Origin of the sequence: Amycolatopsis vastitatis, assembly GCF_002234595.1 — a bacterium.
Taxonomy (GTDB): domain Bacteria; phylum Actinomycetota; class Actinomycetes; order Mycobacteriales; family Pseudonocardiaceae; genus Amycolatopsis; species Amycolatopsis vastitatis.
Genome location: NZ_NMUL01000012.1, coordinates 200,408 through 224,599 on the forward strand (window position 1 = coordinate 200,408; position 24,192 = coordinate 224,599).

31 protein-coding genes are annotated in these 24,192 nt (G+C 72.4%); 16 read left to right on the forward strand and 15 right to left on the reverse strand.

Annotated features, from left to right (window positions below; translation table 11 throughout):
- Positions 1-49 precede the first annotated feature (49 nt).
- Positions 50-1,429 carry an amidase family protein gene (locus tag CF165_RS15140; RefSeq protein WP_093948140.1) on the forward strand — a complete coding sequence of 460 codons (1,380 nt, stop codon included), beginning with the start codon at positions 50-52 and terminating at the stop codon, positions 1,427-1,429.
- A gap of 4 nt (positions 1,430-1,433) precedes the next feature.
- The gene (locus tag CF165_RS15145; protein WP_093948141.1) at positions 1,434-2,270 is read left to right on the forward strand and encodes a MerR family transcriptional regulator; all 837 of its coding nucleotides are present in this window, start codon (positions 1,434-1,436) and stop codon (positions 2,268-2,270) included.
- Here CF165_RS15145 and CF165_RS15150 read toward each other — a convergent pair.
- Entirely contained in the window at positions 2,257-3,198 is a 942-nt protein-coding gene (locus tag CF165_RS15150) for a saccharopine dehydrogenase NADP-binding domain-containing protein (protein ID WP_093948142.1), read from the reverse strand. The two genes, CF165_RS15145 and CF165_RS15150, sit on opposite strands and share 14 nt — an antisense overlap.
- A gap of 70 nt (positions 3,199-3,268) precedes the next feature.
- Here CF165_RS15150 and CF165_RS15155 point away from each other — a divergent pair, with 70 nt between their 5' ends.
- From CF165_RS15155 to bcp, 5 genes are all read left to right on the forward strand, one after another.
- Entirely contained in the window at positions 3,269-4,189 is a 921-nt protein-coding gene (locus CF165_RS15155; RefSeq protein WP_167441445.1) for a helix-turn-helix domain-containing protein, read from the forward strand.
- 184 nt (positions 4,190-4,373) lie between these two features.
- Positions 4,374-5,261, forward strand: a complete 888-nt coding sequence (locus CF165_RS15160; RefSeq protein ID WP_093948144.1) for a hypothetical protein — start codon at positions 4,374-4,376, stop codon at positions 5,259-5,261.
- Between the two features lie 203 nt (positions 5,262-5,464).
- The gene (locus CF165_RS15165; protein ID WP_093948145.1) at positions 5,465-5,647 is read left to right on the forward strand and encodes a hypothetical protein; all 183 of its coding nucleotides are present in this window, start codon (positions 5,465-5,467) and stop codon (positions 5,645-5,647) included.
- A gap of 190 nt (positions 5,648-5,837) precedes the next feature.
- Entirely contained in the window at positions 5,838-6,383 is a 546-nt protein-coding gene (locus tag CF165_RS15170) for a hypothetical protein (protein WP_093948146.1), read from the forward strand.
- A 127-nt stretch (positions 6,384-6,510) separates the two neighbouring features.
- Positions 6,511-6,984: a thioredoxin-dependent thiol peroxidase gene (gene bcp, locus CF165_RS15175; RefSeq protein ID WP_093948147.1), complete on the forward strand. Its 474-nt coding sequence runs from the start codon at positions 6,511-6,513 to the stop codon at positions 6,982-6,984.
- Between the two features lie 4 nt (positions 6,985-6,988).
- On the opposite strand, the gene rdgB is transcribed toward bcp, so the two are convergent.
- Genes rdgB through CF165_RS15200 form a run of 5 tightly spaced genes read right to left on the reverse strand, consistent with a single transcriptional unit; the run spans position 6,989 to position 10,628 of the window.
- Positions 6,989-7,594 carry an RdgB/HAM1 family non-canonical purine NTP pyrophosphatase gene (gene rdgB, locus CF165_RS15180; RefSeq protein WP_093948148.1) on the reverse strand — a complete coding sequence of 202 codons (606 nt, stop codon included), beginning with the start codon at positions 7,592-7,594 and terminating at the stop codon, positions 6,989-6,991.
- A complete protein-coding gene (gene rph, locus CF165_RS15185; RefSeq protein ID WP_093948149.1) occupies positions 7,591-8,367 on the reverse strand; it encodes a ribonuclease PH in 777 nt (258 codons plus the stop codon). The genes rdgB and rph overlap by 4 nt, the downstream gene beginning before the upstream one ends.
- A gap of 22 nt (positions 8,368-8,389) precedes the next feature.
- A complete protein-coding gene (locus CF165_RS15190; protein ID WP_093948150.1) occupies positions 8,390-9,157 on the reverse strand; it encodes an MBL fold metallo-hydrolase in 768 nt (255 codons plus the stop codon).
- Positions 9,158-9,186: 29 nt separating this feature from the next.
- Complete coding sequence (murI, locus tag CF165_RS15195) at positions 9,187-9,993, reverse strand: glutamate racemase (RefSeq protein WP_093948151.1); 807 nt, start codon at positions 9,991-9,993, stop codon at positions 9,187-9,189.
- The gene (locus tag CF165_RS15200; RefSeq protein ID WP_093948152.1) at positions 9,990-10,628 is read right to left on the reverse strand and encodes a rhomboid family intramembrane serine protease; all 639 of its coding nucleotides are present in this window, start codon (positions 10,626-10,628) and stop codon (positions 9,990-9,992) included. The genes murI and CF165_RS15200 overlap by 4 nt, the downstream gene beginning before the upstream one ends.
- 92 nt (positions 10,629-10,720) lie before the next feature.
- Between CF165_RS15200 and CF165_RS15205 the strand changes: the two genes are divergently transcribed.
- Entirely contained in the window at positions 10,721-11,572 is an 852-nt protein-coding gene (locus CF165_RS15205; protein ID WP_093948153.1) for an arylamine N-acetyltransferase family protein, read from the forward strand.
- 1 nt (position 11,573) lies between these two features.
- On the opposite strand, the gene CF165_RS15210 is transcribed toward CF165_RS15205, so the two are convergent.
- The gene (locus CF165_RS15210; protein ID WP_093948154.1) at positions 11,574-12,290 is read right to left on the reverse strand and encodes an aspartate/glutamate racemase family protein; all 717 of its coding nucleotides are present in this window, start codon (positions 12,288-12,290) and stop codon (positions 11,574-11,576) included.
- A 9-nt stretch (positions 12,291-12,299) separates the two neighbouring features.
- On the opposite strand from CF165_RS15210, the gene CF165_RS50245 reads away from it, so the two are divergent.
- Positions 12,300-13,127: an MBL fold metallo-hydrolase gene (locus tag CF165_RS50245; RefSeq protein WP_143268595.1), complete on the forward strand. Its 828-nt coding sequence runs from the start codon at positions 12,300-12,302 to the stop codon at positions 13,125-13,127.
- Between the two features lies 1 nt (position 13,128).
- On the opposite strand, the gene CF165_RS15220 is transcribed toward CF165_RS50245, so the two are convergent.
- The 3 genes from CF165_RS15220 to CF165_RS15230 all read right to left on the reverse strand — a co-directional run bounded on the left by CF165_RS15220 (position 13,129) and on the right by CF165_RS15230 (position 14,830).
- The gene (locus CF165_RS15220) at positions 13,129-14,079 is read right to left on the reverse strand and encodes a PLP-dependent cysteine synthase family protein (RefSeq protein ID WP_093948155.1); all 951 of its coding nucleotides are present in this window, start codon (positions 14,077-14,079) and stop codon (positions 13,129-13,131) included.
- Positions 14,080-14,082: 3 nt separating this feature from the next.
- Entirely contained in the window at positions 14,083-14,355 is a 273-nt protein-coding gene (locus tag CF165_RS15225) for a MoaD/ThiS family protein (protein ID WP_086679767.1), read from the reverse strand.
- A 67-nt stretch (positions 14,356-14,422) separates the two neighbouring features.
- A complete protein-coding gene (locus CF165_RS15230; protein ID WP_093948156.1) occupies positions 14,423-14,830 on the reverse strand; it encodes a M67 family metallopeptidase in 408 nt (135 codons plus the stop codon).
- Positions 14,831-14,911: 81 nt separating this feature from the next.
- Here CF165_RS15230 and CF165_RS15235 point away from each other — a divergent pair, with 81 nt between their 5' ends.
- Positions 14,912-15,154 (forward strand): hypothetical protein, encoded by a 243-nt coding sequence (locus CF165_RS15235; RefSeq protein WP_240521614.1) that lies wholly within the window; start codon positions 14,912-14,914, stop codon positions 15,152-15,154.
- Here CF165_RS15235 and CF165_RS15240 read toward each other — a convergent pair.
- The 3 genes from CF165_RS15240 to clpS are packed head-to-tail and all read right to left on the reverse strand — an operon-like array spanning position 15,142 to position 16,978.
- Entirely contained in the window at positions 15,142-16,128 is a 987-nt protein-coding gene (locus tag CF165_RS15240; RefSeq protein WP_093948158.1) for a P1 family peptidase, read from the reverse strand. The genes CF165_RS15235 and CF165_RS15240 overlap by 13 nt on opposite strands.
- Positions 16,125-16,682 (reverse strand): DUF2017 domain-containing protein, encoded by a 558-nt coding sequence (locus tag CF165_RS15245; protein WP_004560463.1) that lies wholly within the window; start codon positions 16,680-16,682, stop codon positions 16,125-16,127. The genes CF165_RS15240 and CF165_RS15245 overlap by 4 nt, the downstream gene beginning before the upstream one ends.
- The gene (gene clpS, locus CF165_RS15250; protein ID WP_093948478.1) at positions 16,679-16,978 is read right to left on the reverse strand and encodes an ATP-dependent Clp protease adapter ClpS; all 300 of its coding nucleotides are present in this window, start codon (positions 16,976-16,978) and stop codon (positions 16,679-16,681) included. Before clpS ends, CF165_RS15245 begins: the two co-directional genes overlap by 4 nt.
- 74 nt (positions 16,979-17,052) lie before the next feature.
- Here clpS and CF165_RS15255 point away from each other — a divergent pair, with 74 nt between their 5' ends.
- From CF165_RS15255 to CF165_RS15265, 3 genes are read left to right on the forward strand one after another with little or no spacing between them, the layout of a single operon-like run.
- On the forward strand, positions 17,053-18,354 hold the full coding sequence (locus CF165_RS15255) for a nicotinate phosphoribosyltransferase (RefSeq protein ID WP_093948159.1): 1,302 nt from the start codon (positions 17,053-17,055) through the stop codon (positions 18,352-18,354).
- 14 nt (positions 18,355-18,368) lie between these two features.
- Positions 18,369-18,947 (forward strand): isochorismatase family protein, encoded by a 579-nt coding sequence (locus CF165_RS15260; protein ID WP_093948160.1) that lies wholly within the window; start codon positions 18,369-18,371, stop codon positions 18,945-18,947.
- Complete coding sequence (locus CF165_RS15265) at positions 18,944-19,588, forward strand: bifunctional 4-hydroxy-2-oxoglutarate aldolase/2-dehydro-3-deoxy-phosphogluconate aldolase (RefSeq protein ID WP_093948161.1); 645 nt, start codon at positions 18,944-18,946, stop codon at positions 19,586-19,588. The genes CF165_RS15260 and CF165_RS15265 overlap by 4 nt, the downstream gene beginning before the upstream one ends.
- Position 19,589: 1 nt before the next feature.
- Here CF165_RS15265 and CF165_RS15270 read toward each other — a convergent pair whose 3' ends face one another.
- Entirely contained in the window at positions 19,590-20,207 is a 618-nt protein-coding gene (locus CF165_RS15270) for a choice-of-anchor P family protein (RefSeq protein WP_093948162.1), read from the reverse strand.
- A gap of 209 nt (positions 20,208-20,416) precedes the next feature.
- On the opposite strand from CF165_RS15270, the gene CF165_RS15275 reads away from it, so the two are divergent.
- The 3 genes from CF165_RS15275 to CF165_RS15285 all read left to right on the forward strand — a co-directional run bounded on the left by CF165_RS15275 (position 20,417) and on the right by CF165_RS15285 (position 23,549).
- Entirely contained in the window at positions 20,417-21,004 is a 588-nt protein-coding gene (locus CF165_RS15275) for a biotin transporter BioY (protein ID WP_093948163.1), read from the forward strand.
- A 96-nt stretch (positions 21,005-21,100) separates the two neighbouring features.
- Positions 21,101-23,149, forward strand: a complete 2,049-nt coding sequence (locus CF165_RS15280; RefSeq protein ID WP_093948164.1) for an ATP-dependent DNA helicase — start codon at positions 21,101-21,103, stop codon at positions 23,147-23,149.
- A 58-nt stretch (positions 23,150-23,207) separates the two neighbouring features.
- Positions 23,208-23,549, forward strand: a complete 342-nt coding sequence (locus CF165_RS15285) for a hypothetical protein (protein ID WP_093948165.1) — start codon at positions 23,208-23,210, stop codon at positions 23,547-23,549.
- A 236-nt stretch (positions 23,550-23,785) separates the two neighbouring features.
- On the opposite strand, the gene CF165_RS15290 is transcribed toward CF165_RS15285, so the two are convergent.
- On the reverse strand, positions 23,786-24,187 hold the full coding sequence (locus CF165_RS15290) for an OsmC family protein (RefSeq protein WP_093948166.1): 402 nt from the start codon (positions 24,185-24,187) through the stop codon (positions 23,786-23,788).
- Between the last annotated feature and the right edge of the window lie 5 nt (positions 24,188-24,192).

Consider the following 24,192-nt stretch of genomic DNA (forward strand, 5'->3'; position numbering starts at 1 on the left):
CCGGCCGATGCTTGCGCCTGACACGGTGTCAGGGGCTAAACCGGAAGCCATGACTTCTTTCCTGACAGCGACCGAAGCCGCCGCCGGCGTCCGCGGGGGTGAGTTCACCTCCCGTGAGCTGACCGAACGGCTGCTGGCCCGGATCGACCAGGCGAACCCCGCGGTGAACGCGATCGTCGAGCTGCGCCGTGAGGACGCCCTCCGTGCGGCGGCCGAAGCGGACGCGGCGCTCGCCCGCGGGGACCACGCCGGTCCGCTGCACGGCGTGCCGATGACGGTCAAGGAGAGCTTCAACGTCGCCGGGATGCCCACCACCTGGGGAAACCCCGAGTTCGCCGACTACATCCCCGACTGGGACGCCACGGTCGCCGAACGGTTGCGGGCGGCCGGGGCGATCGTCGTGGGCAAGTCCAACGTGCACCGGATGCTCGAGGACTTCGGGCAGACGGTGAGCGGGATCCACGGCCGGACGCGCAACCCGTGGGACCCTGCGCGCACGCCCGGCGGCTCGAGCGGGGGCGGCGCGGCGGCCCTGGCCGCGGGCTTGACCTACCTGGAATACGGCTCGGACCTGGTCGGCTCGATCCGGATCCCGGCCGGCTTCTGCGGTGTCTACGGCCTCAAGCCGACCGCCGGGCTGGTGCCGCAGCGCGGGTTCCAGCCTCCGGGGCCACCGGCCCTGCCCAGCGAAATGGCGTACCTGTCGGCGGTCGGGCCACTGGCCCGCTCGGCGGGTGACCTGCGGACGGCGCTGCGGGTCACCGCCGGTCCCGAAGGCGACGCGGCGAAGGCGTACCGCTGGGAACTGCCGCCGCCGCGGCACACCCGGCTCGACGGCTTCCGTGCCGGTTTCGTCCTCGACCACCCCCAGGCGCCGGTCACCGGGGAGGCCGGCGCTGTCCTGTCCGACGCGGTCGACGCGCTCGGCCGGGCCGGGGTCAAGCTCGTCGAGGGCTGGCCCGGCGGCGTCGACCCGGTCCGGGAGGCCGGGACCTTCGGCTTCCACGTCGGCCTGTTCTTCGCCCACCAGCAGCCCGGAGCCGATTTCGCGCCGCTGACGGAAGTCGTCGCGCGGGAACGGGAGCGGATGGCCGCGCGGGCCGCCTGGGCCCGGTACTTCGAGGACGTCGACGTCTTCCTCTGCCCGGTCGGCTTCACCACGGCCTTCCCCCACGACGACCGGCCGTTCGCGGACCGGGTGATCGCGACCTCCGACGGGGACCGCCCGTACGACGACCAGGTCTTCTGGATCACGCACGCGTCCCTGCCCGGCCTCCCCGCGGTGGCGGCGCCGGCGGGGCTGTCGCCCGGCGGGCTGCCGGTCGGCCTGCAGGTGGTCGGCCCGCGTTTCGAAGACGACACCGCGCTGACCTTCGCCGAACTCGCCGCCGAAGTGACCGGCGGTTTCACCCCGCCGCCAGGGTGGTGAGGCGGTGTTCACCATCGGCGAGTTCGCCCGGCACGGCCGGGTCTCGGTCCGCATGCTGCGGCACTACGACGCCATCGGGTTGCTGCGGCCCGCGTCCGTCGACCCGGCCACCGGCCACCGCGGCTACGAAGCCGGGCAATTGGCCCGGCTCAACCGGATCGTCGCGCTGAAGGACCTCGGCTTCACCCTCGAACAGGTCGGGGCGATGCTGGCCGACAACGTCGGCGTGGCCCAGGTCCGCGCGATGCTGACGCTGCGCCGGGCCGAGCTGGAGCAGGCACTGGCGGCGGGCATGGAGCGGCTGACGCAGGTCGAGGCGCGGCTGCGGACCTTGGAGGACGAGGGCCTGCCCCTCCCCGGCATCGTCGTCAAGCGGCTTCCGGCGACCCGGCTGGTCGAGCTCACCGGCACCGCGGCGAGCTTCCGGCCCCAGGACATCGGCCCGGTCGTGCGCCCGCTGTGCGCCGAACTCGGCGAGCGCCTGCGCGGCGCGCCCGCGGTCACCCCGGCCGGCCGTCTGACCTGCTTCTACGAACAGCTCGGCGAGAACGAGGTCGTCGTCCACGCGGCGATCCCCGCTTCGGTGACCGAGGGCGAGCGCAACGGGCTGGAGGTCGTCGACCTGCCCGAGACCGAAGCGGCCACCCTGGTGCACCGCGGGGCGATCGACCTCGTGCTGCCGAGCTGGCAGGCGCTGGTCCGCTGGCTCGAGGCCACCGGCCGCCGCTCGGGCGGGCCGCAGCGTGAGCTCTACCTCGACTGCCCGGAGGACCCGGCGAAGTGGATCACCGAGCTCCAGGAACCTCTGGCCCCTTCGGTGAGGGTCCCTACTCGACCGTGATGTGCGGAGCGAGCGCCCGCAGGAAGTCCGGCGCGTCGAAGATCTCGCCCGCCGAGACGACGCCCTTCGCCTTCGTCCGTCCCGAAAGGATCCGCTCCACCGCCTCCACCGCGAGCGGCGCGCTGACCGCGTAGATGTCCTCGCCGCGGGCGGTGCGCCGGCGTTCCTCGCCGCCCGAGCGCACCACGACGTCGACCACGAACGTCTCGGCCGAGTCGCGTTCGCCGGCCGCCGCCAGGCCCTCCGCCGCGTCGACCGTCATGTAGCTGGTGACGTCGGAGACCTTCAGGTGACGCGGGATGGTGACGATGTCGGCCATCGAGAACTCGCCGAAGACGGGCCGGGTGCCGAGCGGCCCGGGGAACGCCCACTCGAGCGTGGGCAGGGCGTCGTCGCGGTAGTCCAGCCGGCCGCCCGCGTACCGGATGCGCTTGCCGCCACGGCGGTCCCGGGACACCCGGCCCGCCTCGAGGGTCCCGGCCGTCGGATTCCAGCCGCTGAGCCCGTAGGCGACGTGCACCTCGTCGGCCGTCGTCCAGTCGCCCATCGCCGCCGTCGCCAGCAGGTCGCCCAGGCCGCCGAAGAACGCCATCGCGGGCACCACCACGGGACCGGTGGCCCGCTCGAAGGTGTCGAGGTTGGCTTCGATCTCGGCGGCGACGTCCACGTACGGGACGCCGGCGCGGGCGGCCGCCTCGGCCACCGGGAGGGCGGTCGCGGCGAACGGGCCCGCGCAGTTGATCACCGCCGCCACGCCGTCGAAGGCGCGGTCGAGGGCCGCCGGGTCGTCGACCGACGCCGGCCGCCCGCCCGGCAGCTTCGCCGCGTCCCGTCCGGAAAGGACCGGGGTGATGCCGCGCTTTCGCAGCTCGGCCACCACGAAACGACCGGTGTGTCCGTAAGCGCCGTAAACCAGTACCGAAGTCATGAGGTAATCCTGGCGACGGTCCCGCGTCGGCGAAAGTGTCCGGAACGACGTGGTGCGTACACTTTCGGACATGCACACTGTCGCGCTGGCCGCCACCGACGGGATGCTCTCCTTCGAGCTGACCATCGCCACCGAGGTGTTCGGCGACCACCCCCGGTACGACTTCGCGGTCTGCGGCAGCCACGCCGTGCGGGTCGGCCGGTTCCTGCTGGAGCCCGACCACGGGCTCGACCGGCTGGCGCGCGCCGGGACGGTGATCGTGCCGGGGTGGGCCGACATCGACGCCGACCCGCCCGCCGACCTGGTCGACGCGGTGCGCGCGGCCCACTCGCGCGGCGCACGCGTGGCGTCGCTCTGCACCGGCGCGTTCGTCCTGGCCGCCGCCGGCCTGCTCGACGGCCTGCGCGCGACCACCCACTGGGCGCACACCGACGTCCTGGCCGCCCGGTATCCGCGGGTGACGGTGGACCCGGACGTGCTCTACGTCGACAACGGCAGCGTGCTGACCTCCGCCGGCAAGGCCGCCGCGATGGACCTCTGCCTGCACCTCGTCCGCGCCGACCACGGCCCGGCGGCCGCCAACGACGTCGCCCGCCGCCTGGTCGTCCCGCCGCACCGGGCCGGCGGGCAGGCCCAGTTCGTCACCACCCCGGTGCCCACGCGCGACGACCACCCGCTGGCTGCGCTGCTCCCGTGGATCACGGCGCGGCTCGACGAGCCGCTCACGGTGGAGGACCTGGCCCGGCAGGCGAACATGAGCTCCCGCCACCTGGGACGGCACTTCCGCTCGGCGACCGGCACGACCCCGCTGCGGTGGCTGCTGACCCAGCGGATCCGCCGCGCGCAGGAACTGCTGGAGAACACCGACTCCGGCATCGACGCGATCGCGGAGGCGGTCGGCATGGGCACCGCCACGACGTTGCGGCGGCACTTCAACCGCACGCTCGGCGTGCCACCGGACACCTACCGCCGCACGTTCCGCAGCCGGTAGCGACGAGTACACAGTGGACGGTCCGGCGCCTCGTGCCGGGCGAGCGGGCCGAAACTGTCGGTGTCACCCGGTAACGTGAAATCCGGGGGTCCCCCAGACCGGGGACCCCTCAGCGGCGAGCCCGGCTGCTCTGAGGTCCGATCCGTTCAAGACCCCCGTCCCGGCGGGGTGCGACGCTGATCGCATGCCTGTGCACCTCTCCGCGGCCGCGTCGTTCATGGCCACGCACGCCCGCCTCCTCGACCGGCGCCGCTTCGAACTGCTCAGCGGCGAAACGGACGCCCACGCGGTGCTGACCGCCCTCGACGCCTACCGCAACCCCGACGGCGGCTACGGCTGGGGCCTCGAACCGGACCTGCGGGCACCGGAGAGCCAGCCCGGCGGCGCCCTCCACGCCTTCGAAGTGTTCGAGGAGATCGCCCCGGACACGGCCGCCCACGCGGCTCACCTGTGTGACTGGCTGGCGTCGGCTTCCACACCGGACGGCGGTCTGCCGTTCGCGCTGCCCGTGGCGGACCCCGCGGGGTGCGCGCCGTTCTGGGTCCAGGCCGATCCGGCGGAGGCGACGCTGCAGAGCACGGCGTTCGCCGCCGGCGTCGCCCTGCGCGTCGCCCGCCACGACCGGGTCGTGCGCGAGCACCCGTGGCTGACCGCGGCGACGCGGTACTGCTTCCGTGCCATCCGCGAGCTTTCCTCGGCGCCGCACGCGATCGCGCTGTCGTTCGCGGTGCGGTTCCTGGACGCCGCCCACGACCTTCACGCCGAGGCTGCCGTGCTGCTGGACCACCTGGCCACCTTCGTCCCGCCCGACGGGCTGGTCCCGGTGGACGGCGGTTCGGAGGGCGAAACCCTGCGTGCTCTGGACTTCGCGCCCCTGCCGCACCGCCCGGCGCGCGCCTTGTTCGCCGACGGCGTCATCGACGCCGAACTGCGACGGCTCGCCGAGGAGCAGCAGGACGACGGCGGCTGGCGGGTGGATTTCGCGAGTTACTCGCCCGCGGCGGCACTCGAATGGCGTGGCTACTCGACCGTCCGCGCGGTCTCGATCCTGCAGCGCAACGGAGTCGTCTGAGCTTCTACACGAGCGACGCCGAGGTTCACCCGGCCGTGGGTTGTCGGGTAGCGAGTGGTGAGCGGAGCCGGTCGTCCGTTCGCCCATCCGGGGGCGGTCCACCTGGCCGCCCCGGCTGCTCGGGTGGACGGTCGCACGCGCCTTCCGGTGGCCCCGGCCGAACCCGTACTGTGACCGGGAACGCCGGTTCCCGGAGGTGAAGCATGTCGTCGCGCAGCCCGATGCGCCTGTTCGCCCGCTGGGCCGACTGGTTCGAGGAACGCGGCGTGTACGTGCCCGGCGAAGAGAGCCGCGCGGTCGACCCGGTCCGCGATTTCGGCTGGCTGATGGCCGCGTGGGTGGCCGGCGTGGCGATCTTCATCCTGTTGTTCGCCCTCGCGGTTTAAGTGGCATGTGGGCAAAGATTGTCACCAGCCGTGCCGTTCCGGTCACGGATTGGCCACGGGGCGGCACCAGGTGCGCGACAACCCCCCGTCGCGCCTCGTAACCGCGCGCGATCACGGCCAGAGTGGAGCGGGTTCGCCCGGCATCCCCGTTGCCGAACGGCACCCCGACCCGCCGACTGGAGTACCCGCGATGGCGCTCGCGCGCACGTGCAAGATCATGTTCACCTCAGGATTGCTGTGCCTGGCGGTGGCGTGCGGGGTCCCCTCGGCGCAGACCGGCACCGCCGCGCTCGGCGCGGCCGGCTCCCCCGCGGGCGCCGGAGCGTCGGCTTCCCAGGCGGGCAACGACCTCAAGTTCGGCGCCGACCACCGGTTCGCCGGCGGCCTCACGGTCTCCGTCGGCGCCCCGAAGTCGTTCCGGCCCAGCCCGTCGGCGTACCCGCAGAGCCCCCGCGGCGCGGTGTTCGACATCGAACTGACGAACGACGGTTCGACGACGTACAAGCTTTCGGGTCTCACGGTCACCGCCACCTCGGCGGGCGCCGCGGTCAAGCAGGTCGTGGACACGGCCCAGGGGTTCACCGGCATCACCGACGCCGGCAAGGACGTGCCGCCGGGCCGTTCGGTGCACCTCACGCTGGCGTTCGCGGTGCCGCAGGAGCAGACGCAGCTGCGGCTGCAGATCCGGCCGAGCGCGACCGAACCCACGGCGGTCACCTACTGCGGGCCGGCCTGACCCAGGATCGTTACCAATCCGGCCCGAAAGCAGGCGGAAACGGGCCGGCGCCAACCCGCTGACCGGCACCTGTTCCGCCGTGGCTGCCGGCCGGATTGGTAACAATCGGCACAGTAGGCTCGGGGGCATGACCGAGCGACTTTCCCCCGGTGACGCGGCCCCGGACTTCACCCTGCCCGACAGCGAGGGCAAGGAGGTGTCGTTGCGCGACTTCCGCGGCGAGTCCGTCGTCGTGTACTTCTACCCGGCGGCGAGCACCCCGGGTTGCACGAAGCAGGCCTGCGACTTCCGCGACAACCTCGCCGAGCTGAACGACGCGGGCTACCGCGTCATCGGCATTTCGCCGGACACGCAGGCGAAGCTGGCGAAGTTCGCCTCGAACGAGAGCTTGACGTTCCCGTTGCTGGGCGACCCGGAGAAGACCGTGATCGAGGCGTGGGGCGCGTACGGCGAGAAGAAGAACTACGGCAAGACGTACCTGGGCGTGATCCGCTCGACGTTCGTCGTCGACCCGGAAGGCAAGATCGCCCACGCCTGGTACAACGTCCGCGCGACCGGCCATGTGGCGAAGCTGATCCGCGACCTCGGCCTGGCTTCCTGACGGGCTAGCCGGCCAGTTCCCGCAGAGCCGGGAGAAGGGCGCGCAGTGCCCGTCCGCGGTGCGAAGCCGCGTCCTTCTCCGCCGGTTCCAGCTCCGCCGACGTCCGGCCCTCGCCGTCCGGCAGGAAGATCGGGTCGTAGCCGAAACCGTTGGTGCCACGGCGTTCCCGGACCAGCTTGCCCCGCCACTCGCCGCGGACCACCGTCTCCTCGCCCGACGGCAGGACCAGCGCCGCCGCGCAGACGAACTGCGCCCCGCGGCGCTCGTCCGGCACGTCCCGCAGCTGCCCCAGCACCAGGTCGAGGTTCGCCTCGTCGTCTCCGTGGCGACCCGACCACCGCGCCGACAGCACGCCCGGCATGCCGTTCAACGCGTCGACCGCGATGCCCGAGTCGTCGGCGATGGCGGGCAAACCACAGGCCGCCACCGCGTCACGGGCCTTCGCCACCGCGTTGCCCTCGAAATCCGGTGCCGTCTCGGGTGCCTCGGGGAACGACGGCACGTCCGCGAGCCCCAGCACCTCGATGCCCGAGATCCCTTCCGCGGCAAGGATCCGCCGCAGCTCGCCGAGCTTCTTCGCGTTGCGGGTGGCCAGAAGCAGCTTCGTCACTTCGAGCCCTTCTTCTTGTCCGGACGCGGCTCCGGCAGCTCGCCGGGGTACGGCAGCGCCAGCGCCTCGTTCTGCAGCCGGGTCAGCTCGGCGCAGCCGGCCAGCGCCATGTCCAGCATGGTGTCCAAAGTGGACCTCGCGAAGGTCGCGCCCTCACCGGTGCCCTGGACCTCGATCAGGGTTCCCGCGTCCGTGGCCACCACGTTCATGTCGACCTCGGCGCGCGAGTCCTCTTCGTACGGCAGGTCGAGCCGGACCCGGCCGTCGACCACGCCGACGCTCACCGCGGCCACCGACGACGACAGCGGCTGCGGGTCGTTCAGGCGGTTCGCCGCGCCCAGCCACGTGATCGCGTCCGCCAGCGCCACGTAACCGCCGGTCACCGCGGCCGTGCGGGTGCCGCCGTCGGCCTGGATGACGTCGCAGTCGATGACGATCGTGTTCTCGCCCAGCGCCGCCAGGTCGATGCAGGCCCGCAGCGACCGGCCGATCAGCCGCGAGATCTCGTGCGTCCGGCCGCCGATCCGGCCCTTCACCGACTCGCGGTCACCGCGGGTGTTCGTCGCGGACGGCAGCATCGCGTACTCGGCCGTCACCCAGCCGAGGCCCGAGCCGGCCCGCCAGCGCGGCACCCCTTCGGTGACGCTCGCCGCGCACAGCACCCGCGTGTTGCCGAATTCGATCAGCACGGACCCCGCAGGCCACTGCTGGAACCCCCGGGTGATCTTGATGTCGCGGAGCTGGTCGTCGTTCCTGCCATCTTTACGAGCCACGGGTGCACTCTATGACCGCCGGTCAGACGTCGTAGACGGCACCCTGCTTGACGACCTCGGCCCCGGGGAACTCGGCCGACGCCTCGCCCAGGACCGCACCGGCGTCGGTCCACGGCGCGATGTGCGTGAGCAGCAGCCGCCCGACACCGGCTTCGCGCGCCAGCTCGCCGGCCTGTTTTCCGGACAGGTGCACCCCTGCCGGCCGCTCCGCCGAGTCCGTCCAGGACGCCTCGGCGAGCAGCAGGTCGACGCCGTCGGCGAGCTCGTTCAGCGCCGCGCACGGCCCGCTGTCGCCGGTGAAGGCCAGGATCCGGCCACCGTAGGAGATCCGCAGGCCGTACGCCGGGGTCGGGTGGTCGACCTCGACCGCGACGACGTCGAACGGCCCGATCCGGAACGGCTCGGGCCGCAGCGGGTGGAAGGCGTAGACGTCGGTGAGGTCGGTGACGGCCCGCTCGGTCTCGTTGGGCGCATACGCGTTCGCCAACCGCGTCGGCGCGTCCGGCGGCGCGTACAACGGCAGCAGGCGCGGACGCGCGGGGTACGGCGGCGCGGGGTGGTAGCGGCGGAGGACGGTGAGTGCGCTGACATCGGCGCAGTGGTCGGGGTGCAGGTGCGTGAGCACGAGGGCGTCCAGGTCGAACGGGTCGGCCACGGCCTGCAGCTGCGCCAGCGTGCCGTTGCCGAGTTCGAAGCCGAGCAGGAAGCCCTCGGCCTCGAGCAGGTAACCGGACGCCGCGGCGTTCGGCCCGGGGATGCTGCCGGAGCACCCGAGGATGGTCAGTCGCACGACGACACCCTAAGCGTCGGAAGAGCCGATTACGCGGTGGTGGGAGCGAGGACACCCGGGGCGAAGCCCATGAACCGCTGAGCCAGCCGGGTGAACGGCTCGGCCGAGCCGGTGGCGAGGAACTCGTGCCGCGGCGGAGTGTCCCTCGTGGTCAGCAGGTCCCGTTCGGTGAGGACGCGGACGAGGTCCTTCGCGGTCTCCTCGGCGCTCGAAACGAGCGTGACCTCTTGCCCCATCACGATCTGCAGCACGCCCTGCAGCAGCGGATAGTGCGTGCAGCCGAGCACGAGCGTGTCGACCTCGGCGTCGAGCAGCGGCTGGAGGTAGCCCTGCGCGAGCCCGAGCACCTGGCGCCCGGTCGTGATGCCGCGCTCGACGAAGTCCACGAACCGCGGGCAGGCGACGCTGGTGAGCGTGATGCCGGGCGCCGCGGCGAAGGCGTCTTCGTAGGCCCGCGACCGCACGGTGCCTTCGGTGCCGATCACGCCGACGCGGCCGGTGTGCGTGGCGATGACGGCGCGCCGCGCGGCGGGCAGGACGACTTCGATCACCGGGACGTCGTAGCGCTCGCGGGCGTCGCGCAGGCAGGCCGCGGACGCCGTGTTGCAGGCGATGACCAAGGCCTTCACACCGCTTTCCACGAGTTCGTCGAGCGCCGCGAGCGCGTAGCTGCGGGCGGTGGCGATCGGGAGCGGGCCGTACGGGTTGTGCGCGGTGTCGCCGACGTAGCGGAGCTGCTCGGCGGGGAGCTGCTCGAGGATCGCCCTCGCGACCGTCAGCCCGCCGACACCGGAATCGAACACACCGATCGGGGCATCAGCGGGCGGGGTGGTCACCCTTCGAGGTTACCCGTCGCCGCCGGGACGGCTTTGCGGGACCGGCGGGTGGTCAGCCACGCCGCGAGGACGCCGGCCAGCGCGCCGAAGACGTGCCCCTGCCAGGAGACGCCGGGCTGGCCCGGCAGCAGCCCGGCCAGCATGCCGCTCCACACGCCGAGCAGGACGAGCGCGACCAGGATCTGCCCGGCCGCGCGGTTGAAGATGCCGCGGACCAGCAGGTAGGCGAGCCAGCCGAAGGCGAGGCCGGACGCGCCGACGGTCACGCCGTTCGCCGGCCCGATCAGCCACACGCCGAGCCCGGACACCACCCAGATGATGGCCGTGACCAGCGCGAACCGGCCGATCCCGGCGGCCATCGCGAGGAACGAGAGCACGAGCACCGGCACCGTGTTCGCGAACAGGTGCGACCAGCCGGCGTGCAGCAGCGGCGCGAACAGCACACCGTCCAAGCCGGACAGCGCCCGCGAGTGGATGCCGCCCTGGTCGAGGTCGCCGGGCAGGATCACGTCGACCAGCTCGACCAGGTAGAGCAGCAGGGTGAACGACAGCGCGACGAGCGCGGCCGCCTTCGGTTTCGGCGGCAGCACGCGCTTGGCGGCGTCGGTTTCCGGGGCGGGGATCGGAGTGCTCACGCTTTCGAGGCTACGTCGGGCCAGGGCGCTCCACCTCGGGTGAAATCCCTGATCCGGAGGTTTTGTCGGTGCCAACCGCTAGCTTGGCGGACATGGGGAACATCGACGTCACCGGATACCTCGAGCGGCTCGGCCTCGGCGCCGAGCCGCCGGGGCCCGCCGCCTTGCGGCGGCTGCACGCGGCACACGTGGAGCGCGTGCCGTACGAACCGCTGGAGATCCAGCTGGGGCGGCCGACCCCGCTCGATCCGGCCGCGTCGGCCGCGCGGATCCTGCGGGGCCGCGGCGGGTACTGCTACCACCTCAACGGCGCCTTCTCGGCTCTGCTGCGGGCGCTCGGCTACCAGGTCACGCGGCACCTCGGCGGGGTGCAGGGCGGCCAGGGCGACGCGCCGAACGTCGACCGGAACCACCTGGCCCTCACCGTCACCGGCCTGCCCGAGGACCCGTCGGCGAGCTGGCTGGTCGACGTCGGGCTGGGTGACGGCATCCATGAGCCGCTCCCCTTACGGGAAGGCACCTACGTCCAGGGACCGCACACCTACCGGCTGCGGCCGTCCGAGGTGGCGCCGGGCGGCTGGCGGTTCGAGCACGACCCCTCGGGCAGCTTCGCGGGCTTCGATTTCGCGCCCGGGCCGGCGGAAATGGCCGACTTCGCCGAAAAGCACGGCTGGCTGTCGACCGCGCCGGAGTCCGGGTTCGTGCGGGTCTGCGTGCTCCAGCGGCGGGACGCGACCGGCGTCGACACCCTGCGGGCGCGCACGCTGAACCGGCACGGTGCCAAGGAGGTGATCGAGTCGCCGGAAGACTGGTGGACGGCGGCCGCGGACGTCTTCGGCATCACCCCGGCGCAGTTCACCACCGAGGAGCGAGAGCTGCTGTGGCGGAAGGTCGTCGCGCAGCACGAGGCCCACACGAGCGGGGACCCGGTGGTCGCCGTGTGACTCAAGCGGGCGGAGCGGGCAGCGGTGCCTTGCCCAGCGCGTAGTCCACCGCCGCGTCGGCGTGCAGGCGGGTCGTGGGGAACGTCGGCACCGCGGAGTCCTCCGGGCCGACGAGCAGCTCGATCTCCGTGCAGCCGTAGATAATCCCTTCGGCACCCGCGTCGACCAGCCGCGCGATCACCTCGCGGTAGGCCTCGCGGGACTCGGGCTTCACCACGCCGAGCACCAGCTCGTCGTAGATCACCCGGTGCACGAGGTCGCGGTCGCCGGCGTCCGGCACGAGCACGTCGAGGCCGTGCGCGGCCAGGCGGTCGCGGTAGAACGGTTGCCCCATGGTGAACCCGGTGCCGAGCAGGCCGACCCGGCGCACCCCGGCGGCCTTGATGGCCGCGGCGGTGGCGTCGGCGAGGTGCAGCAGCGGGATGCCGAGGCCGTCTTCCAGCCGGTCGGCGACCTTGTGCATGGTGTTGGTGCAGAGCACGACGAAGTCGGCGCCGGCCGCCTCGAGGGCCTTGGCGGCGCGGTTCAGCTCGGCGCCGGCGTCGTCCCAGCGGCCGTCGGCCTGCATCCGCTCGATGGCGGCGAAGTCGACGGAGTACAGCACGGTGTGCGCGGAGTGGAACCCGCCGAGAACGGCCTTCACCCGCTCGTTCACGAGCCGGTAGTACTCGATCGACGATTCCCAGCTCATCCCGCCGAGCAGCCCGATGACCTTCATACTCCCAGCATGCCCGAACTGCGCACGGCCTTCGCCGGCGTCTCGAACGTCCTGGTCACCGACGGGGAGTCGGCCGTGCTGGTGGACGGCTTCTTCTCGCGGCCGTCCTTGCCGAAGCTGGCGACGCGGGTGGCACCCGACCGCGGGCGGATCGAGGAGTGCCTGCGCCGGCTGGGCGTCACGAAGCTGGACGCTGTCCTGGTCTCGCACTCGCACGTCGACCACGCCCTGGACGCGCCGGTGGTCGCGAAGCTGACCGGCGCCACGCTGGGCGGGTCGGCGTCGACCCGGAAGATCCAGGAGGGCTACGGCCTGGCGGGCGAGCCCTTCGAGGAGCTGGTCCCGGGTGAACCGGTCGAGTTCGGCGCGTTCACGGTGACTCCGGTCGGCGCGCGGCACAGCGACGGCGACCGGGTGCCCGGCGAGATCACCGAGCCCGTCCGGCTGCCGGCGAAGGCGAAAGCGTTCAAGACCGGGCGGTGCTACTCGTTCCACATCGCGCACGCGGCGGGGAACGTGCTGGTCCACGCGTCCGCGAACTTCGTTCCCGGCGCGCTGGCCGGGTACGACGCGGACGTCGTCTACCTCGGCACCGGAACCGCCGGCAAGCAGACCGAGCAGTGGCGCGAGCAGTACTGGCGGGAGACCGCCGGCGCGCTGAGCCCCCGGGGCGTCCGGCCGGTCCACTGGGACGCGTTCTGGCGGCCGCTGAGCAAGCCGCTGAAGCTCCTGCCGAAGGTGTTCGACGACTTCGGGACGACGATGCGCACCTTCGAGCGGCTGGCCGCGGCCGACGGCGTCACCCTCGCCGTGCCCGAGCTCTGGAAGCCGGTGTAGCTCAGGCCCAGAGCTGCCCGTCGAGCCGCTGCGCGGCCTCGTCGAGCGATCCCGCATAGGCCCCCGTCGACAGGTACTTCCACCCGGCGTCCGCGACGATGAACGCGACGTCCGCCCGCTCGCCCCGGGCCGCGGCCTTCTCGGCGACCGCCAAGGCGGCGTGCAGCACCGCGCCCGTCGAGATGCCCGCGAAGATGCCTTCGTTCTCCAGCAGCTCGCGCGTCCGGCGCAGCGCGTCGTACGCCCCGACGGAGTACCGCCCGTTGAGCACGCTGGGGTCGTACAGCTCCGGCACGAAACCCTCGTCGAGGTTGCGCAGGCCGTACACCAGCTCGCCGTAGCGCGGCTCGGCCGCGATGACCTGGACGTCCGGCTTCGCCTCGTGCAGGTAGCGCCCGACGCCGACGAGCGTGCCCGTCGTGCCGAGACCGCCGACGAAGTGCGTCAGCGTCGGCAGGTCCTTGAGCAGCTCCGGGCCGGTGCCGCGGTAGTGCGCGTCGGCGTTGGCCGGGTTGCCGTACTGGTAGAGCATCACCCAGTCCGGGTTCGCCTCGGCCAGCTCCTTCGCCCGCCGGACGGCCTCGTTCGAGCCGCCCGCGGCCGGGGAGAAGACGATCCGCGCGCCGTAGGCCTGCAGCAGCTGCTTGCGCTCGGTCGAGGTGTTCTCCGGCATCACGCAGACCAGCCCGTAGCCCTTGAGCTTGGCGGCCATGGCCAGCGAGATGCCGGTGTTGCCCGAGGTCGGCTCCAGGATCGTGGAGCCGCGCCGCAGCCTGCCCTCACGCTCGGCGGCTTCGATCATCGCCAGCGCGGGCCGGTCCTTGACCGACCCGGTCGGGTTGCGATCCTCGAGCTTCGCCCACAGGCGCACGTCGTGCGTCGGCGAGAGCCGGGGCAGCCCGACCAGCGGGGTGCCGCCGAGCGCGTCGAGCAGCGACTCGAAGCGAGCCATCGATCAGCCACCGGCCACGGCGGGGAGGATGGTCAGGGTGTCGCCGTCCTTGACCTCGGCCTCGAGCCCGCCGGCGAAGCGCACGTCCTCGTCGTTGACGTAGACGTTGATGAAGCGGTGCAGCTTCTCCTCCTTCACCAGGCGGCCCTTGATGCCCGCGTGGCGGGACTCGACGTCGTCGATGACCTCGAGGACGGTCGCGCCCTTCGCCTCGACGGACTTCTCGCCGCCGGTGTGGGTGCGCAGGATCGTCGGGATGGAGACGGTCACGGCCATGGGTTCTTACCTCCGGTGGGTTCTTACACGCAGACGCCGGTGGCGCGGCGGTTTATTCCGAGCGGGCTCAGCCGACGATCTCGACCGGCTCCTCGGTGATCTCGGCGTCCACGATCCGGTACGACCGGAACTCGTGCACTTCGGGGTCGCGGGTGGAGACGAGCACGTAGTGCGCGTCCGGCTCGGCCGCGATGTTCGCGTCGGTCCGCGACGGGTAGGCCTCGGTCGCGGTGTGCGAGTGGTAGATGACCACCGGCACCTCGTCGTTCGCGGCCATCTCGCGGTAGAGCTTCAGCAGGTCGCCGGAGTCGAATTCGTAGAACGTCGGCGACCGGGCCGCGTTCAGCATGGGGATGAACCGCTCGGGCGAGTCGGAGCCTTCCGGCCCGGCGATCACCCCGCACGCCTCGTCGGGGTGGTCACGACGGGCGTGGGCGACGATCTCGTCGACGAGTTCACGGCGGATCCGGAGCACAAAGACATCTTAGGTGGTGGACAAAGCGCGTCCAGATGATGAGACGTACCGCTCACCAGCCGTTCTCGGGATACTGGGCCGATGCCGTTGTCGTCGAAAGTGCGCGATCGCTGCCGGATGTACCTCGGCACGGACGAACGGATCCAGTACCTGATCCCGGGGATGTCGCTGTCGATCAACAAGATGGTCGCGCACCCGTCGCTCGGCCCGGTGCTCACCGTCTCCGGGCTCAAGCTCGAGATCGACGAGGAGGTCCCGGCAGTCCGCGCGGCCAACCTGGAGATCAGCGGCGACGCCCTGCCCGAGGACCCCTACCCGGGCTGAAACGCCTCCGGCCAGACGTCCCGGTAGGCGGGCACCCCGCCGGCCGTGGTCGCGGCCAGCAGGCCGTGCACCATCGCCCGCGCGAACACCCGCGCCGCCGCCGAGCACAGCGCGTCCAGCGCCGCCGGACGCGCCGCCGCCCCGAACGGGCCACTCGCGTCCGGCAGCTCGTGCGCCCCGGTGGCCAGCGCGAACACCGTGTCGCCGTCGAACATCGTGTGCGCCGGACGCACCGCGCGCGCCAGCCCGTCCTGCGCCGCGACCGCCAGCCGCCGCGCTTCGGCCTTCGAAAGCGCCGCGTCGACCGCGACCGCGCCGATCGTCGTGTTCAGGTCCGTCCGGCGGGACGGCAGGTCGGCAGGCCGCGAAGGCCAGTTCACCCCGAAGTCGCCGTGGTCGGCCGCGTAGGCCCGGCCCGTCGTCAGGTCCACGGCTTCCCCGGCCGCGTTGACCGCCGCCAGCGCCCCGACCGTGTACTCGCCGACGACCTCGCTGGCCGTGCCGATCCCGCCCTTCAGCGACCCGACGGCCGCGCCCGCGCCGGCCCCGACGGTTCCCTGCGCGACAGAGCCCGAAGCCGCTTCGCAGGCCGCGTACCCGAAGGACGCATCCGGCCGGTTGCCCCAGTCGCTGCGCGGCAAGTCGAACAGCACGGCCGCGGGCACGATCGGCACGACCTCGTGCGGCTGCGTCCCGACGGGAAAGCCCAGGTTCCGCTCCGCCAGCCACCGCATCACGCCGTCGGCCGCGGCGAGGCCGTACGCCGAACCGCCCGAGAGGCAGACGGCGTTGACCCGCTGGACGAGGTTCTCCGGCTCCAGCAGGTTCGTCTCCCGCGTGCCGGGTGCGCCGCCACGCTGGTCGACCGCGCCGACCGCGCCCTCGGGCACCAGGACCACCGTCGTCCCGGTGGCCCAGCCGTCGCCGACCCGCTCGTGGTGCCCGACGAGGACACCGGGTACGTCGGTGATCATCCGGTCAGCGCCTGGATCAGCGTCTCCTGCACCCAGGTCAGCCAGTGGTAGACGCCGAGGTGCGGCGCCCGCGGGTCGTCCTCGGGCAGCTCGTCGGGCATGTCCTCGGTGACGTCGAGCGCGGTGCCGAGCGCCAGCCGGACGTCGTTGAGCGCGCCCAGCCAGGCGTCGGCCTGCTCTTCGGTCAGCCGGACGTGGCCGCCGTCGCGGGGCAGCGTGTCGAGCACGATCTTCGCCACGCCGACCTTGATGTCGAGCAGCTCCGGCTCGTGCAGCGAACGCATCGCCGCGGAGGAGTCGATGTCCTCCCGCGAGGGGTTGTCCGGGTCGAGCTTGTGGAAGTCCGGGAGCAGCCGCGAGAGCACCGGGTCGTCCGGGGACTCGGTGGGCCCGGTCCGGATGCCGGTCAGCTCGGCGAGCTCGTCCTGCGGCGCCTCTTCGGCGCGTGCGGTGAGCATGTCCTCGAGCTGGCTGACCAGACCGCGCAGCACGGCCGCTTCCTGTTGCTCGAACCCGGCGTGGATCACCGCGCCCTTGCGCCGCCAACCGTTCACGAGGGCTGCTCCATGGTGGCCCAGAGGCCCGCCGCGTGGAGTTTCGCCACGTCCGTCTCCACCTTCTCCTTGCTGCCGGACGACACGATCGCCTTGCCCTTGTGGTGCACGTCCAGCATCAGCTTGGTGGCGTGGTCGCGGCTGTAGCCGAACAGCTTCTGGAAGACGTACGTCACGTACGACATGAGGTTGACCGGGTCGTTCCACACCACGGTCCGCCACGGTGTGTCCGACTCGGCGACTTCGGCACCGACCGGATCGACCTGCGTCTGTTCGGATGCGACAGGCGTGGACATGCACCCCATGGTGTCACGGAGGGGACGGGGTACGCCGCGCCAGGTCCGGCCATGTGGGTGAATAGGCTTACCCCATGGGTTCACCGGAGCCGGTCACGGCCAGCACTGCGCTGCTCACCGACCACTACGAGCTGACCATGCTGGGCAGCGCGCTCGCCGACGGGACGCACGCGCGGCCCTGCGTATTCGAAGTTTTCGCCAGGAGGCTGCCGGACGGGCGGCGCTACGGCGTCGTCGCGGGCACCGCCCGGGTGCTCGACGCGATCGCGGACTTCCGCTTCACCGACGCCGAACTGGCGCAGCTGGAGGCCACCGCGGTCGTCGACGACGCGACGCTCGCCTGGCTCGCGGACTACGAGTTCGCGGGTGACGTCGACGGCTATCCCGAGGGCGAGCTGTACTTCCCGGGCTCGCCGATCCTCACCGTCACCGGCTCGTTCGGCGAGTGCGTGCTGCTGGAGACGCTGGTGCTGTCGATCCTCAACCACGACAGCGCCATCGCGTCCGCGGCGGCCCGGATGTCCGGTGCCGCGCACGGCCGTCCGATCATCGAGATGGGCGGCCGCCGCACGCACGAGTACGCCGCGGTCGCCGCCGCGCGCGCCGCTTACCTGGCCGGCTTCGCGACGACGTCCAACCTGGAAGCCGGGCGCCGCTACGGCATCCCGACGCGCGGGACCGTCGCGCACGCCTTCATGCTGCTGCACGACAGCGAAGAAGCGGCGTTCCGCGCCCAGGTCGAGAAGATGGGCGCGGACACGACGCTGCTGGTCGACACCTACGACATCACCGCCGGCATCGAGACCGCGGTCCGCGTCGCCGGGCCGGAGCTGGGCGCGATCCGGATCGACTCCGGGGACGTCGGCCCGCTCGCCCGCCGCGCGCGGGAGCAGCTGGATTCCCTCGGGGCGAAGGACACCCGGATCGTGGTGTCCGGCGACCTCGACGAGCACGCCATCGCGGCGCTGCGCGCGGAGCCCGTCGACGCGTACGGCGTCGGCACCTCGGTGGTCACCGGCTCGGGCGCGCCGACCGCCGGGATGGTCTACAAGCTCGTCGAAGTGGACGGCAAGCCGGTCGCCAAGCGCAGCGCGCACAAGGAGTCCCGCGGCGGCCGCAAGTCCGCGCTGCGGCGCCACCGCGGCACCGGTACCGCGGTCGAAGAGGTCGTCTGGGCGACCTCGGGGGCCGCTCCCGCGCCGGAGGCGAACGACCGGCCGCTGCAGATCCCGCTGATCCGCGCTGGCCGTCCGGAGCCGGACCTGCCTACGCTCGACGACGCGAGGCAGCGGCTGCGCCGCGGCCTGGTCAGCCTGCCGTGGGAAGGCCTCAAGCTCTCGCACGGCGAACCCGCCATCCCCACCCTCTTCTTCTGAAACGGAGTCCGGCCATGGGAACCGCGCTGATCGTGGTGGACGTGCAGAACGACTTCTGCGAGGGGGGTTCGCTCGGCCTGCCGGGCGGGGCCGCCGCGGCCGCCGCCATCTCGAAGCAGGCCGCCGAAGGCGGGTACAGCCACGTCGTGGCCACCCGGGACAACCACATCGACCCCGGTGCCCACTTCAGCGAGACGCCGGACTTCAAGGACAGCTGGCCGGTGCACTGCGTCGCCGGCACGCCGGGCGCGTCGTTCCACCCGGCGCTCGACGTCGTCCCGATCGGCGAGGTGTTCTCCAAGGGCGAATACAGCGCCGCGTACTCCGGCTTCGAGGGCTCGGCCCGCGACGGGAAGTCCCTGGAAGCCTGGCTGCGCGAGCACGACGTCACCGACGTCGACGTCGTCGGCATCGCGACGGACTTCTGTGTCCGCGCGACGGCGCTCGACGCGGCGAATGCGGGCTTCGGCGTGCGCGTGCTGCTGGACCTGACCGTCGGCGGTTCGCAGCCGACGGTCGATGCGACGCTGAAGGACTTCGACGAAGCAGGCGTCGCGTACACCGGCACCGCTCCCGTGCCGCCTGCCTCGTGAAGGATCTGCAGGCCGCGCTGGCGGAACACCGGCTCGTCGCGATCCTGCGGGCGTCGGACGCGTCCCGGTTCGCCGACGCGGCGATGGTGCTGCACGCGGCGGGCGTCCGCCTGCTCGAAGCGGCCTTGACGACGCCGGGCGCGCCCGCGGCGATCACCGCGCTGCGCCTCGCGCTCGGCGAAGCCGCGCTGGTCGGCGCGGGCAGCGTCCGCGAACCGTCCGATGTGGACATCGCGGTCGACGCGGGCGCCGCGTACCTGGTCACGCCGACGGTCAACCCGGCGGTCCTCGAGCGCGCCGCGGCCCTGGACACCCCGGTGCTCTGCGGCGCGCTGACGCCGACGGAGATCGACCAGGCGTGGCGGCTCGGCGCGGCCGCGGTGAAGGTGTTCCCGATCGCGGCCGTGGGCGGGCTCGCCTACCTGCGCGCGGTGCGGGCGCCGCTGCCGGACGTCCCACTGGTCCCGACCGGCGGCGTGCACCTGGCCGACGTCGAGGGTTACCTGCGCTCGGGCGCGATCGCGGTGGCGGCGGCGACGCCGTTGCTGGGCGACGCGCTGTCGGCCGGTGGCAGCCTGCCGGACCTGGCCACGCGGGCGGGCGAGTTCGTCGCGGCGGCTTCGCGTTTCGCGACGGCCTGAGCTACTTCTTGCCGAACGGGTCGCAGAACGCCGTGCCCAGGTAGATGTCGCCGCTCGCCGGGCCGCCCTGCGGGAACAGCTTGATGTGCAGCGCGTGCGTCACCAGGCTGCCGTCGGGTGGCTGGGGCGTCACGGTCTCGTTGAGGACCACCGTCGCCAGCGCGGTGCCCGCGGCGCCGCCGGGGATGACGATCCGGTGGTTCGGCGGGATCTCCTCCGGCACGGTGACCCCCTCCACGGCGCCGATCGCCACCTCGCCGGCGCTGCCGGTCGCGGTCGTCGCGCACTTCGCGGAGTACGTGCGCACGGTGAGCACCGGACCGCCGTAACGCTGCAGCACGGTGGCCCGGAAGCGGCGCCCGCCCGCCTGCGCGACCGACACCTCGCCCGACCGCCCGCACCCGGTGTCGCCTGCCCCGAACACCGCGATGTCGCCCGTGGCGCCGCCTTGCGTCCAGCCCTTGTACGGGCCGTCGACGGTGCATTTCGCCAGTTCGCCGGTGACGACGTGCTCGTTGTCGATCGTCACGTCCACCGAACCGGAAGACGCCCATCCGGTGGACGTCACGGGGGCCGCCGCACCGAGGAGCGGCACGGCCAGTGTCGTCACCGCGAGCAACCGATATGTCCTCTTCCTCGGGTTTCGCATGCTCCGGCCTCCTCGGTTCCGTGACAGATCGCAGCTCTGCACTTCGTCATCGGCCGGTCCGGCGCGGGCCCTGATCGGGTCCACCCGGACGAGTGGCCGGTGAGGAACGCAACTCGGGGGTCCACGGGACGGTAACGAGCGTTAACCTCGGTCGTCGCCTGTTCACCTCGGGAGGTTTCGTGTCTTCGCTGTCCTTCGCCGGCAAGCGGCCCGTGCTGGCCGACCTCGTGCCCGGCTCGCTCGTGCGGGACATCGCGCTGGTCGCCGGCGGTGCCGTGCTCACCGGCGCCGCCGCGCAGCTGACGATCCCGGTGCCGGGCAGCCCGGTGCCGATGACCGGCCAGACGTTCGCCGCCCTGCTCGTCGGCGCGTCGCTCGGCATGTCGCGCGGTGCCGCCTCGATGCTGGTGTACCTGCTGGTCGGCGCCGTGGGCGTGCCGTGGTTCCAGCACGGGACGTCCGGCCTGTCCGGCGCGAGCGCCGGCTACATCGTCGGGTTCGTCTTCGCCGGTGCCCTGGTCGGCGCGCTCGCCGGCCGCGGCGGCGACCGGACGCCGGTGCGCACCGCGGGCACCATGGTCCTCGGCAACGTCGTGATCTACGCCTTCGGCGTGCCGTGGCTGATGGCCTCGACCGGCTTCGACCTGTCCACCGCGTTCGCCAAGGGTGTGACGCCGTTCCTGATCGGCGACGCGCTGAAGATCGTCGTGGCCGCCGGCCTGCTGCCGCTGACGTGGAAGCTGGTTTCGCGCCGCACCGAAGACTGACCGCCCCGCCGTGGGGGCGCCGGTCCCCCACGGCGCGAACGGCCCGTTCGCGACGGAGCACCGATCTTTGTCGGAGGCGGCGGCTAATGTGTCGCTGTGCCCGCCCGAACTGATTTCCCCGGCGTCCTCGAACTCCTCACCCACGCGGTGGAGTCCGTCGGCGGCGCCGAACGCCCTGGGCAGGTCCAGATGGCCGACGCCGTCGGCCGCGCCATCCGCACCGGTGAGCACCTGGCCGTGCAGGCGGGCACCGGCACCGGCAAGTCACTGGCCTACCTCGTGCCCGCGATCCGGCACGCCGTCGAGAAGGAGGCCACGGTCGTGGTCTCCACGGCCACGATCGCGCTGCAGCGCCAGCTCGTCGACCGTGACCTCCCGCGCCTGGCGAAGGCGCTGAAGAAGCCGCTGGGCCGCGAACCGACCTTCGCGATCCTCAAGGGCCGCCGCAACTACATGTGCCTGCACCGGCTGGATTCCGGCGCGCCGGACGAGCCGGAAGACGCCCAGCTCTTCGACCCGTTCGCGGTGTCGCGGCTGGGCAAGGAGGTCACGCGGCTGCGGGAGTGGGCGTCGGACACCGAAACCGGCGACCGCGACGAGCTCGTCCCCGGCGTCACCGACCAGGCGTGGCGTCAGGTTTCCGTGACGGCGAAGGAATGTCTCGGTGCTTCGCGCTGTCCGATCGGCACCGACTGCTTCGCCGAGAAGGCCCGCGCCGAGGCCGGCCGCGCCGACGTCATCGTCACCAACCACGCCCTGCTGGCGATCGACGCGCTGCAGGGCTACCAGGTCCTGCCGGACCACGACGTGGTGATCATCGACGAGGCCCACGACCTGGTCGACCGGGTCACCTCGGTCGCCACCGGCGAGCTGACCAGCGCGATGTGCGCGGCGGCCGCGCGGCGCTGCGGCAAGCTCATCGACGCCGACGTCGCCGACCGCCTGCTGGAGGCGGGTGACGGGCTCGCGCTGATCGTGGACGACCTGCCCGCGGGCCGGATGGACGAGCTGCCGCGGCCGCTGAAGGGCGCGATCCCGGCGGTGCGCGACGCCGCGCACGCGTGCATCACGGCGCTGGGCTCCGACCGCAAGGAGGACGTCGAAGGGGCCACGGCGCGCAAGCTGGCGCGCTCGCTGCTCGACGAGGTGCACGACACCGCGGTCCGGCTGCTGGAGGCGTTCGACGAGGACCAGGCGCACCAGCGCGACGTCGTCTGGCTCTCCGGCGACAAGTACTCGTCGAACCCGCGGCCGCCGGCGCTGAAGGTGGCGCCGCTGGGCGTCGCCGGACTGCTGCGCGAGCGCGTGTTCAACCAGCACACGACGATCCTGACGTCGGCCACGCTCACGCTGGGCGGCACGTTCGACACCATGGCGCGGCAGTGGGGCCTTCCGCCCGGTGCGGCCAAGGTGGAACAAGCGCCCGGCGCCGCGACGGAGAAGGAAGCGCCGTCGGACGACTCGGGCCCGAAGTGGACCGGCCTGGACGTCGGCTCGCCGTTCGACCACCGGCGCAACGGCATCCTGTACCTGGCCAAGCACCTGCCGCCACCGGGCCGCGACGGCCTCGTACCGTCCACAATGGACGAACTTGCCGAGCTGATCGAGGCCGCGGGCGGCCGCACGCTGGGCCTGTTCTCCTCGATGCGGGCGGCCAAGCAGGCCACCGAGGAGATGCGCGAACGGCTGGACTTCCCGATCCTCTGCCAGGGCGACGACGCGACGTCGCTGCTGGTCCAGAAGTTCTCCGAAGACGTCCGCACGTGCTTGTTCGGCACGCTCAGCCTGTGGCAGGGCGTGGACGTGCCCGGGCCGTCGCTGCAGCTCGTGGTGGTCGACCGGATCCCGTTCCCGCGCCCGGACGACCCGGTGTCCTCGGCGCGGCAGCGCGCGGTGGAAGCCCGCGGCGGCAACGGGTTCCTCACGGTGGCGGCCACGCACGCGGCCCTGCTGCTGGCGCAGGGCACCGGGCGGCTGCACCGGTCGGTCACCGACCGCGGCGTGGTGGCGGTGCTGGATTCGCGGCTGGCGAACGCCCGGTACGGCGGCTTCCTGCGCGCGTCGCTCCCGCCGTTCTGGCCGACGATGGACCCGAAGGTGGTGCGGGAGGCGCTGCGCCGGCTGGACGCAGCCGCGCCCGCGTGACGCGGTCCGCCGCCACGCCCGGTACGGTGAACCCACCGAAGCAACAAGGGAGCACCGGTTGACCCAGGATTCGTCCAGCGCACAGTCCCGGACCGTCAGTGTCGACGACACCGGCGTGCGGCGGCGCCTCGCGGACGGCAGCGAAGAAGCTGTCACGTGGGCCGGCCTGTCGTCGGTGATGGTCCGGGTGATCCCTGACGGCCCGTGGAACGAAGACGTGTTCTTCATGCTGGTGGGCACCGACGGCAAGGGCACCGCGGTCCCGAGCGGCGACCCGGCGGCCGACGCGCTGATCGAGCGTCTGCAGGCCCTGCCGGGCTTCGACAACGAGAAGTTCATCGAGGCCATGACGACCGACGCCGACCAGGCCTACGTCGTCTGGGAATCCGCGAACAACTGAAGTGCGCTGCCCGGTCTGCGGTGAAGAGAGCCTGAGCCCGCTCGCCGAACTCGACACCTCGCGCTGGCTTCTCGCGCACTTCAAACGTCCCGGATTTCTGGAGCCGCGTCCGGCCTTCGTGGCGAGCCACGCCCGCCTCTGCCGATCGTGCGGCGCCGTGCTGCCGTTTCTCGACCAGCAGAACCGCGAGAAGCTCACCGAGGAGTGGGACGACCTGATCCCCGTCGCGCCCGACCCTAGACCGGGAACTCCTCCGTCACCGGAATCCCCTTCTTGAGCGTCCGGCTCACCGTGCAGAGCCGCTCGATCGCCCGGTCCACGGCGCCGGCCAGCGCTTTCCGCTGATCCGCCGTCAATGTCGACACATCGACATCGAAAGCGACGTGCACAGCGTCCAGCTCCGAAGCACCCTCGCGCCGATCGGCGCTGACGGCGACGCGGAACTTCGCGTCTTCGCCGATCCGCCGGGTGATCAGCTCTTCCGCGGTCACCGCGCTGCAGCCCGCGGCCGCGATCTGGAGCAGTTCGGCGGGTGAGAAGGCCCCTTCGGCGCCCGCCCGGCCCAGCCGGACCTCCGCGCCCCGCTCGTTGCGCCCGACGAACGCGTGCTCGCCCGTGCGTTCCACTTCCAATGCCATGCCCG